This window comes from Paenibacillus glycanilyticus, assembly GCF_030161375.1.
In the GTDB taxonomy this organism is placed as follows: Bacteria; Bacillota; Bacilli; order Paenibacillales; family Paenibacillaceae; genus Pristimantibacillus; species Pristimantibacillus glycanilyticus_B.
This window is the reverse complement of sequence record NZ_BSSQ01000018.1, coordinates 292,726-303,458: the sequence shown is the minus strand read 5'-3', so window position 1 is coordinate 303,458 and position 10,733 is coordinate 292,726. Positions and strand designations below refer to the sequence as shown.

General features: G+C 48.0%; 9 protein-coding genes. 7 read left to right on the top strand and 2 right to left on the bottom strand.

What is annotated here, in order from left to right:
- Positions 1-209: 209 nt before the first annotated feature.
- Positions 210-1,667 (top strand): arylsulfatase, encoded by a 1,458-nt coding sequence (locus QQK89_RS23885; RefSeq protein ID WP_284241197.1) that lies wholly within the window; start codon positions 210-212, stop codon positions 1,665-1,667.
- A 46-nt stretch (positions 1,668-1,713) separates the two neighbouring features.
- Complete coding sequence (locus tag QQK89_RS23880) at positions 1,714-2,472, top strand: glycerophosphodiester phosphodiesterase (RefSeq protein ID WP_284241196.1); 759 nt, start codon at positions 1,714-1,716, stop codon at positions 2,470-2,472.
- Between the two features lie 60 nt (positions 2,473-2,532).
- On the opposite strand, the gene QQK89_RS23875 is transcribed toward QQK89_RS23880, so the two are convergent.
- The gene (locus QQK89_RS23875; RefSeq protein ID WP_284241195.1) at positions 2,533-3,033 is read right to left on the bottom strand and encodes a hypothetical protein; all 501 of its coding nucleotides are present in this window, start codon (positions 3,031-3,033) and stop codon (positions 2,533-2,535) included.
- A 202-nt stretch (positions 3,034-3,235) separates the two neighbouring features.
- On the opposite strand from QQK89_RS23875, the gene QQK89_RS23870 reads away from it, so the two are divergent.
- Complete coding sequence (locus QQK89_RS23870) at positions 3,236-4,621, top strand: MATE family efflux transporter (RefSeq protein ID WP_284241194.1); 1,386 nt, start codon at positions 3,236-3,238, stop codon at positions 4,619-4,621.
- Positions 4,622-4,691: 70 nt separating this feature from the next.
- Here QQK89_RS23870 and QQK89_RS23865 read toward each other — a convergent pair whose 3' ends face one another.
- Entirely contained in the window at positions 4,692-5,762 is a 1,071-nt protein-coding gene (locus tag QQK89_RS23865; RefSeq protein WP_284241193.1) for a YheC/YheD family protein, read from the bottom strand.
- A gap of 153 nt (positions 5,763-5,915) precedes the next feature.
- Here QQK89_RS23865 and QQK89_RS23860 point away from each other — a divergent pair, with 153 nt between their 5' ends.
- The 4 genes from QQK89_RS23860 to QQK89_RS23845 all read left to right on the top strand — a co-directional run bounded on the left by QQK89_RS23860 (position 5,916) and on the right by QQK89_RS23845 (position 10,719).
- Positions 5,916-7,253 (top strand): YheC/YheD family protein, encoded by a 1,338-nt coding sequence (locus QQK89_RS23860; RefSeq protein WP_284241192.1) that lies wholly within the window; start codon positions 5,916-5,918, stop codon positions 7,251-7,253.
- Positions 7,254-7,255: 2 nt separating this feature from the next.
- A complete protein-coding gene (locus QQK89_RS23855) occupies positions 7,256-8,617 on the top strand; it encodes a YheC/YheD family protein (RefSeq protein ID WP_284241191.1) in 1,362 nt (453 codons plus the stop codon).
- 128 nt (positions 8,618-8,745) lie between these two features.
- Positions 8,746-10,050, top strand: a complete 1,305-nt coding sequence (locus QQK89_RS23850) for an amino acid permease (protein WP_284241190.1) — start codon at positions 8,746-8,748, stop codon at positions 10,048-10,050.
- A 90-nt stretch (positions 10,051-10,140) separates the two neighbouring features.
- Positions 10,141-10,719 (top strand): TetR/AcrR family transcriptional regulator, encoded by a 579-nt coding sequence (locus QQK89_RS23845; protein ID WP_284241189.1) that lies wholly within the window; start codon positions 10,141-10,143, stop codon positions 10,717-10,719.
- The last annotated feature ends 14 nt before the right edge of the window (positions 10,720-10,733 follow it).

The window sequence follows — 10,733 nt, the reverse complement described above, 5'->3', positions numbered from 1 at the left end:
AAACTTAAGGAATTCAAACTTTCGCATCCAGTTTTCAAGATACAAACGGGAACCCACCTCTTTAGGTGGTTTTTTTGTTTTTAGCATGATTATGGCTACAGACGATGTTCAAATTAGCTAATATTTTTGCAATCTTCTAATTATTACATGCTATAATAGCAGAACGTTTTGTAATAGCGACTGATCATACAACCCGGGAGTTGATTGGTATGAAGCCAAACGTTTTGTTAATCACCGTGGATCAAATGAGGGGAGATTGCTTGCACTATCTGGGGCATCCTGTTATTCAGACTCCCAACCTAGACAATCTAGCTAGAGGCGGAGTAACCTTTACGAACGCTTATACGGCAACGCCTTCCTGCGTTCCCGCCAGGGCTGCAATGATGACGGGAATGAAGCAACGGAATCATGGCAGGGTTGGGTACAAGGATAAGGTGCCGTGGAACTACGAGCATACGCTTGCAGGAGAATTTGCTGGAGCCGGCTATCATACGCAATGTATCGGCAAAATGCATGTATATCCAACGCGCAATTTATGCGGCTTCCACAATGTTGTTCTGCATGACGGCTATATGCATTACAATCGCGACCGCTCGGCTACGACCCCACTGGGATGGTGGGATCAATGCGACGATTACGTCAATTGGCTCCGTGACAAAGCGGGAGCGCGGCATGACATCATGGACCATGGGTTGGATTGCAACTCCTCCACAGTCGCGAGGCCGTGGCATTTGGATGAATCTTTGCATCCGACGAATTGGGCTGTGACGCAATCGATTGATTTTCTGCGAAGAAGGGATCCAAGCAAGCCGTTTTTCTTATGGACTTCGTTTGTTCGTCCTCATCCTCCGCTTGATCCGCCGCAGGCGTTTCTCGACCTGTATGAAGGTATTGAGCTGCCGCAACCGCCGATTGGGGATTGGGCTGACATACACGATAGGAACCGCGAAGGACTGAGTCCAACAACATTCCGGGGAATCGTGCATGAACGAATGCGCCAAAAAGCATTGGCTGCTTATTATGCGTTAATCACCCACATCGATAATCAAATCGGGCGTCTGTTAAATGCCTTATTCGAATACGGCGTACGAAAGAATACCATTATTATGTTCACATCCGATCATGGAGATCTCATGGGCGATCATTGTCTATATCAAAAGCGATTACCCTATGAAGGAAGCGCCAAAGTACCTTTCCTGCTGAACGATCCGACAGGAACACTGGGGCTAGAGACAGGGAAAATGGTTGATCAAGTCGTTGAATTGCAGGATATGATGCCAACGCTACTCCATTCTGCGGGTATAGCGATACCCAATTCCGTCGACGGGATGAGCGTGCTGCCATTATCCAAGTCCGGCGAGGGATCCGAGTGGAGGCCATTTATTCATGGTGAGCATGCCATGGATGAGCTCTCCTATCACTATTTAACAGACGGCAAACAGAAGTACATTTGGTTCTCGCAGACGGGAGAAGAACAATTGTTCAATCTGACGGAAGACCCTCAAGAGCTCAGTAACTTAGCCAACAAGCCGCATCATCAAGAATTAATGGGAATGTGGCGCAGCCGGCTTATCGGTGAGCTTCAGGGCAGGGAAGAAGGCTATACAGACGGTATTAAGCTCATCATAGGACAAACACCACAAGCCTGCTTAAGCCCTCTAATGTAAAGCTAGAAATACAATATTGTAAGCCCTTCCAAAAGGAGAGACGCCAGTGACTAATCTATTTCCGCTTATTACGGCCCACAGCGGCTGCATGAATACGCCTGATAATTCCCTTTTATCCGTTCAAACCGGACTACTCCTCGGAGCGGACATTATTGAGGAAGATGTGTTAGTGACAAAGGATGGCATTCCGGTGCTTGCGCATGACGATAAGCGGACAATGCCCAGTGGGCGGGAGTTTACAATCTCAGAGCTCTCTTACGAGGAGATTGCCGAGCTGCAACTCCAGGCTGATCGTGACGAACAAGGGGACACGCCTCGCCTATGCCGGCTGGAAGAGATGCTGCCGCTGATTAAGGCGTCCGGCAAAATGGCAAATTTGGACCTGAAAGCGGATGATTGTATAGAAGCTGTCGCCAAATTTGCGAGCAAGCATGGAGTGCTCGAGCACGTTTTTCTATCTGGCTGCGAAACGGAGCGAGCTCTAAAAGCCCAATCCTATCCCGAATTAAAAAAGCTGCTTAACGCGAAATCCGATCTTTTTGTAACCATGAAATATGAAGCTGCTGTCGTTCAGACTTGCAAGGATGCGCTCGAAGCTTCTTGCTTCGGTATAAACATCAACTATAAGTTCGTGAGACCGGAGCTTGTTGAATATGCCTCGTCCAAAGGACTTCCCGTCTACGTATGGACCGTAAATGAAGAAGCGTTGATGGAGGATTTTATCGGCATGGGCATTGCCTCTATAACGACTCGCAATGTAGAAGAGCTTGTACGATTGAAGCGAAGGATGTTGGAGGTCGAATAAAAGGTTTGCATACATCGCCAGGGCTTATGAGCTCTGGCGATGTATTTATATGAATACTGCTTAGCAATTGCCCTTGCAGTTATTGTAGATGGCCTCGGCTTCCCGCAAACAGTCTTGTGCCGGTCTACCCCTGAGTCTGCAAGCAACGATGTATTGGGAGTATGCAAGGCGGCATAACGGGATCTTGATAAAGCAAGGCACATTAATCGAGGCTGACTTTCTTGCGTTGAATTGAATCAATTCGCGGTTTAACTTGCGGAAGACCACGGCCAATGCAGGACTTAGCTCATTTAATTTGGCGCGGTCATAGACTTTGAATGGCTGCTTGGCGCTTGTGGTTGCAGATTTGCAATCGCAGTTGCATGATTTGGGCTTAACGCTGCTCGAAGCAATAACTAGTGGTTTGCCGTTCAAGGAGATCTGAAGCAAGCCGTTTAAGCTGCCTTTTGGAACGCGTTGGGTCTCGACGATATTAACCTCTAGGATGCCTTGTTTGGTTCGTACTTCAGCGTCTGCGGAGAATATCGCCGTATTTCCGACTTTTTTGAAAATTACGCTCATGTTCGAATCCTCCTCTTATGATCCATCTGCCCTTTGTTTCATATATGAAGGATACGGATCACAAGGAGACCGTCTATTAGCCTAATTATGCAGATAAAGCCATTGCCCGCGGAAAAAGGTTAAAACTCACCGTAGACGGATCTACCTGCGAGCGCTACACTAGGGAAGGCAACAGAGAAAATACTTAGTGGGAGCTTGTAACGTGACCTTATCAGACACTACTCCATCATGGAAAAAACTTAGTCTTTATGCCGTAACATGGCCGATCTTCGTAGACTCCGTGCTACGGATGATGCTGGGCACCGTAGACGTGTTTATGTTAAGCCGAATTTCCGATAAGGCTACGGGGGCAGTTGGCTTAGCTAACGAAATTATTTATTTCTGCATTCTGATGTTCGGCTTTGTTGGGGTAGGCACCAGCGTTGTAGTCTCCCAATATATCGGGGCCGGGCGGAAGGAAGAAGCGAGCCGTATTTCGGCGCTGGCGATCTCGATGAATCTTATTTTCGGAATTCTCGTCAGTATCGCGCTTGTCGGTTTTGGAGAGTCGCTCCTGCATCTTCTTCACTTAAATCCCGAGCAAATTGAAATTGCCAGCCATTATTTGAGGATCATTGGCGGTTTTATATGGGTCGAGGCGCTTTCTTATGCGGTTTCATCGGTTATTCGCTCAAGAGGGAACACGAAGGGCGTTATGTTTGTAACGCTAGGCGTCAATATGGTTCATATCGCGGGGAATTACTTGCTTATTTTCGGTAACCTGGGTTTTCCCGAATGGGGGATTACGGGAGCGGCTATTTCAACGGTCGTTAGCCGTTTGCTGGGCATTATCGTTTTATTTATTCTGTTGTACCGTACGGTACGGATTCGCCGCAAGGATTACGTAACCTGGAACGGTTCTTATGCCAAACAGATCTTGAGCATCGGTTTGCCTGCCGCAGGGGAGCATATCTCTTGGCAATCGCAGTACTTGATGATTATTAGCTTCGTTAATATGATTGGAATAACGGCATTAAATACGCATGTTTATGTGATGAACATATCGAATTACTTTATGGCGCTTGGGCTCGCCATCGGGGTGGGGACGGAAATCATCGTCGGACAGATGGTGGGAGCCGGAGAGATGAAAGCGGCCTACCGGAGGCTAATGAGAAGCTTGAAATTCAGCTTCTTGTTCACATTAGCTATCGTGGGCGTGGCCGTTATATTCCGGCATCAGCTGATGGGCATGTTCACGAAGGACCCGGAGATTATTGCGGCAGGGGCCGGGATTTTCCTGCTGTCTATCGTGCTTGAACCGGGCCGGACGTTTAATACGGTCGTCATCAATTCGCTCCGTGCCGCCGGGGACGCGCGCTTCCCTGTATTGGCAGGCGTCATTTCCATGTGGGGAGTTTCCGTACCGCTTGCTTATTTGCTTGGCATTCATTTCGGAATCGGCCTGCTAGGCATATGGATTGCCTTTACGGTGGATGAATGGCTGCGCGGGCTGATGATGCTCCTTCGTTGGAGAAGCCGTGTCTGGGAAAAGAAAGCGCTGGTGAAGCCGGCTTCCGCTTCGGATCACGGGGCGGGCATACAGGCTTAAACTAGAAAGAGCACTGGAAGGAATCCCTTCCGGTGCTCTTTCTAGTTTAAGTCTCCAACCTTGCTGCCATTCATTGCTTCCGCCGAAATTTCCCTCCCGATAATCGATTATGGAGGAACCCTGCGTAATAAATGGGAAGCTGCAGGCTTTGTTTGAATACTCGGGGAGAAGCAACCTGCTTGAACACTTCTTTGCCAGGTATGGCATTAGCTTCGATGATCCATATATGGGACTGACGGTCAATGCCGAAATCTAGTCCAAGCTCGACCAGCCGTTTGTGGTAGGACTGTTCCAATTGCACGGCGATCTCAAAGGCAAGTTCACGGAGTTTTTTCTCAAGCGCCAATGCCCGCGTATGGCCAAACTGCGTGGATAAGAAAGAGATAATCTCTTTGGCCGTGCCTTCGGTAGCCAGGTTGGAAGTAATATTGCCTGCTTTTCCTAGACGTACGCCCATCCCGGTGAGATACCATTGTCCAAGCGAGTTTTTCTGAATGAGTACGCGAATATCGTAGACTCTGTTCGTAGAGTCGGTTATATTGACCCATTTTTGCACGAGGTAATTTCTACTGCCGCGAAGCTCAGCGAGCTTCCCATGCAATCCCTCTTTGGATAAGGGGATTCGCTTCCTTTTATTTTCCTCTATCACGTATTTTCCATTCGTATAGGTTAGCTTTAATATCCCTTTTCCTTTATGGGTGCCAATAGGTTTAAGAATGAGTTTATTATATTTATGCAGCATCGTATGCACGGCTTGATTATGGCTTAACAGCAGAGTAGGGATGAGGTAGGGACGTAGCCTGCTATTTACGAAGAGCTTTTTATGAATGTTCCACTTATCGCTCTCCAGCCAATCTCCGACAAAAGGGATGCCGGCCTGTTCTTTCACTTGCCTGGCTTCCCGGAGCATTCGGCCGCTATAGATGCCACGGTCATAGATTAGAGCAGGGTACGGGGAATTGGGCTCATAGCGCCAATGATTATTCTCATATACCCATCCGGCAATGGTTCGGTATCTGTGATTGACTTTGCCGGGGTTGAATAAGATCAACTTGTCGAATCCGGCTCCCCGAATAGCCTTAGCTTGCCATTTGAATACTCCCGTATTCATCCGATCCCACATGATTCCGAGCGTTGCCACAAATAAAGCCTCCCCTCCTTGATATTCTTTTTATTGTATGAATCCATAAGGAAAAGGACACAAAGCCCAATTATGATCGGCCAAGCAACACGAAAGAAGACAAATAATAGACTAATGCATAGCTGATTCGAATGGGAGGAAAGTAGCTTAACCATGATCAAAATTCGCAGTCGTTCCTCTCTGCCGTCCGATACGGTCCTGGTCGCTCCGTCATTTCTTAGGAAATGGAATGTAGGTCCCAATCAAAGCCTGCTTCTCCAATTCGGCATTACGGCCTTTTCAGTCAAATTGAATACCTCCGAGCAAGCGCAACAAGGCCAAATGATCATTTCCGATGCCTGCATGAACCAATTAAAGATACCGGCAGAGGGACAATTCCAAGTCCGCAAGGATGGCAATAAGCTCATCATAGGTCCTTATATCGGGCTTCTGGTTGATAAAATAAAAGGCAAGCTGCCCTATAAAAATCTACTTCATTACGCGAAGATGTACCCGCACATAAACGGCGCGTTAATCGCATTTTCCTCGGATGACCTGAATCCTCGGACGAAGACCATTCGCGGGTTTAGGTATTCGCCCGTAACAAAGACATGGATACAAGGTTCCTACCGATATCCCTCGTCCGTCATTAATAAATCGTTAACCAGTGCGCCGTTAATGCCCCATCTTCGACATAACCTTGGAAGATCCGTATTTAATGATTTTCGGCTGGACAAATGGAGCATGCATAAGCTTCTTTCCCGGAACGCAAGCGTCAGAGCCCATCTGCCCAGAACCATTCTGTACCACAGCCCGCAAGATATTGCCCGCATGTTTGAACAAAGCGATGAGTTATATATGAAGCCGGTGCAAGGATCATTCGGGAGCCATATACTCAAGCTGTCTAAGCAAAATAATCAAATCATCGTGACGCATAAAGGTTCGTTGAAGAAGGTTTTCCGCAATGTGCAGGAGCTGGGTCATTTCCTTCAGCGGAAAACACATCATTCCGGCTACTTAATTCAAGAAAGAATCAAGCTGGTCTCCTCCAAAGAGCGTCTTATTGATTTCCGGCTCATCCTAGTGAAAGACGGGCTGGGGAAATGGAAGCGGATGGGGATTATAGCAAGACTGGGACCTCGCAGATCGATAGTTAGCAACATTTCCAAAGGCGGAACAGCCATGGAAGGGAAACAAACGCTTCGAGGGATTCTGCATAAGGGAGAAGCTGAAGCCGGAGCGACTTGCCGGAGGATGGAAAAAGTGGCCCGAAGTATTGCGAAGCAGCTCGTCTCAGCGGGGCATCATGCCGCTAATTTGGGCTTTGATTTTGCTCTTGATACGCAGAACAAATTATGGATTATCGAGGTCAATCACAATGATCCGAATCATACGATCGCTTTGGATGCAAGGCAGACAGCAATGTTCCACCAAACGATTAAAGCGAATCTGTTATACGCCAAAAAACTAGCAGGCTTCGGCACAAGCCATCCATCGAAAGGAAGGCAGTGATCATGGCGATGTATGTCAAAAAGCTGAATCAGGTAGAGACAAACAGTTTGCACGTAAACCGAGCTTTTTTGCGGAAATTCGCTGCTTCGCCATCAACCGTGAAGGTGCATTTCGGAGCATGGAGCAAACAGCTGAAGGTGAGAGTATCTTCAAGCTTGCCAAGCGATACGATCGGTATTTCGGCGCAATCTCTTGAAGGGTACACCCTTCCTCCCGTGAAATATAAAGTGATGGTCAAGGGAGGGGACGTCCATATTGGTCCCGTGCTGGGCATCGTCGCTATTAAACCAGGGGCTGCAATTACCTTGGACAAAGTAAGAAACTATAACGATTATTTACGTCCTTATCCTTCTATACAGGGCTTAATTTATGTCTGCGGGGCAGACGGTATTTCTACGCGAGCCGGAAAGATTAGCGGATACTATTATTCTCCAACAGGCGCGAAACCCGGTTGGGCTTACGGTACATTTCCGTTGCCATCCGCCTTGTACCGCAGAGCAGCGCTGAACCCGCCTACTTATAAAGCGCTCAAACGCGTGCTGGGCAATCGTCTGTTTAACGGTTATTTCCTTGGCGACCATTTCAATAAGTGGAAATTATGGAGATGGCTTTCCCCAAACGCGGCGATTCGCAAACATCTGCCCCATACGCAAAAGCTGCAGAGCCGCAAAGAGCTGGATGATATGTTATCCCGATATAACGCCGTTTATCTGAAACCTACGATGGAATCGATGGCTAGAGGAATTATTAAAGCGGTTCGTTCAGGTGGGGGCTATCAGTTCATTTATCCCGAAAACAATAAAAAATCCAGTCCATACCGAACGGTATCTGTAGGGGCCAATGAGGTAGCTGGCTATATAGCGAATCTCCTGCGGGAACATCAGTATATTGTCCAGCAAGGGATCGAAATGAAGCGGCAAGGCAGCAGAGGTATTGACTTCAGGGTAATTATGCAAAAAAATGAACATCTTCAGTGGTCCTGCACCGGGGTCATTGCCAGGTTCGGCAAGAAAAACGGCATCGTTACCAACTTCACTTCTGCCGGCTTTGCGTCTAAAGGTTTAAACGCGCTGCAAGGCAGTTATGGCTATAGCCGAAACAAGGCGCTTGCGTTACAACAACGAATGATCGAGATCTGCACGAGAGCCTGCCGAATATTTGATGCCAAGGGCGGGAATTACGCGGATATTGGCGTCGACGTGATGGTGGATAAAAACGGCCATATATATGTGCTGGAAGTGAACATTTTGCCCGATCATCATCTGGCGTTGTACGCCAAACAAAGAGACCTGTATCTGAAGCAAGTGGCTAAGCCATTGCTATATGCCAATGCGCTCTCCGGCTTCGCGAAGAGCAAAGGGTGAAGAAGAATGCAGAGCACGGCGAGTTAAGCCGTTGCTCTGTATTTTTAATTTCTAGCTATATTTTGGCAATGTTTTTAGAATGATAAGGATATTGGATAGGACAAGGCATACGAATCGGAGTTGAGCAAATGCGGGAAAAAGGGTTGGCATGGTGGCAATTGTCTTTAATTGGCGTGGGCTCCATTATTGGCGCCGGCTTTTTTCTGGGGACTAGTCTGTCCATCCGTACTGCCGGTCCTTCCGTTCTGATCGGTTATATAATCGCCGCGCTCGCGACATACATCGTATTCACGTCGCTTGCGGAAATGACGATCCATGACCCTCGGCCAGGTTCGTTCAGGGCTTATGCAAGAATGGCGTTTGGCCATTCCGCCGGATTTCTGTCGGGTTGGATTTACTGGCTGGCGGGGCTGCTGATCATGTCCAGCGAAATCATCGCTTTATCTACGTTTACGGCCTATTGGTTCCCGAATGTTCCGCATGTATGGTTCTCGCTAGCTTATGCCGTGCTTGGATTTGCGATTATCTTCATGGGAGTCCGCAACTTCAGCCAAATCGAGTCCGGATTTGCGGTCGTAAAGATTGCCATTCTTGTCGGGTTTATTTTGTTTGGGGCTTTGTTTGTTCTGAATGCTATCCACCTTCCTAGCGGAATAAGGCCTCCTGGCAACATCCGCCCTTGGTTCCCGAATGGCGCTACCGGATTGTGGTCGGCTATGATCTTCGTCTTTTTCTCCTTTGGCGGAATCGAGGTGGTAGGGGTGACTTCGTCCGAGTTAAGGCGCAAAGAGGATGTTGCGAAAGCGGGCGTTGTGCTTATCATTTCGCTTGGGTTTATTTATGTGTTGTCCTTATGGATGGTGCTGCGCATGGCGAACTGGACGGCAATTGACGAATCCGCCAGCCCTTTCGTAACCGCCTTGTCGGGTTTTAACATCCCGTATTTGGATTCAATATTCAATCTCGTCATTATAAGCGCGGCATTCTCGACCATGGTGGGTTCCTTGTTCTCGATTAGTCGCATCATGGTCTCGCTGGCTAATGACGGCGATGCTCCGCGGGTTGTTCAGGTATTGAACCGCAGAGGCGTCCCAACAAGGTCGCTGCTCATGACGGCTATCGCGCTTGCTATATGCATGGGTTGCGCTTATGTGCTGCCTGACACCATATACGAGTACATAACGACATCCGCGGGTGTCATGCTGATCCTTAACTGGATTCTCATCTTGGCTTCTTATCTTAAGCTTCGTCCGCGTTTAACGGCATTAACGGTCAAAAGACGCTTGCTGACCAATCCATATACGGGCATTGTCCTGATCCTGTTTGCCTTATCCGGCGCGCTGCTGCATCAGAACGAAAGAATCGGGCTGGGGATTAGTCTAGCGCTCATAGTTATTGTGTTCGTAGCCTCCAGGTTTGCGAGCAAACGGTGAATAGGAATGCTGATGAAAAATAGGATTTAAGATTATTGTGGACTTATCAGTCCATAATGGAGTATACTGCTACTCAGGAGGTGAGGCAAAGTGGCTAGACCGCGTAATTTCGATGAGGAAGACGTCTTGCGAAAGGCGATGACGCTTTTTTGGTCCAAGGGCTTTGAATCAACCTCGCTCACGGATCTGCTCCAAGCGACGGGTCTTAGCAAGAGCAGTCTGTACGAAACATTCGGGAGCAAGCATGAGTTGTTTCTCCGGGCATTCGAGTTGTACAAAAAGGATCGTATGGTCGGTTTTACCGCATGCTTAAGCCAGTCAAACGTTTACTTGGCGATCTCCACCGCTTTTCAGACGGTACTGGATGGCAAAGGAAATCAAATGGGCTGCATGACTGCGAATGAAGCGATTGAATTGGCTCCCCATGATCCCAAGCTGCAGGAAATGGTAGAAAGCGACTTTGACGAGATTGAGCAGGTTTTTCTACAGGCCATTGAACGGGGGAAGCAAAACGGATCGCTCCGGACCGGCATTGAATCCCGTAAGCTTGCCCGATTTCTGACGGTATCTTTGCAAGGAATCAACGTAATGATTCGAGCAAAAGCGAAACGTGACGTTATTGAGGATTCGATATTCGTCATCCTTGAAAAGCTGAACGAACACGGTTGAGAGGTTCGTTTTTC

Coding starts and splice junctions, on each gene's coding strand:
- QQK89_RS23875 (WP_284241195.1), bottom strand. CDS start 3,033: ATGAGCGTAATTTTCAAAAAAGTCGGAAATACGGCGATATTCTCCGCA.
- QQK89_RS23885 (WP_284241197.1), top strand. CDS start 210: ATGAAGCCAAACGTTTTGTTAATCACCGTGGATCAAATGAGGGGAGAT.
- QQK89_RS23850 (WP_284241190.1), top strand. CDS start 8,746: ATGCGGGAAAAAGGGTTGGCATGGTGGCAATTGTCTTTAATTGGCGTG.
- QQK89_RS23855 (WP_284241191.1), top strand. CDS start 7,256: ATGGCGATGTATGTCAAAAAGCTGAATCAGGTAGAGACAAACAGTTTG.
- QQK89_RS23860 (WP_284241192.1), top strand. CDS start 5,916: ATGATCAAAATTCGCAGTCGTTCCTCTCTGCCGTCCGATACGGTCCTG.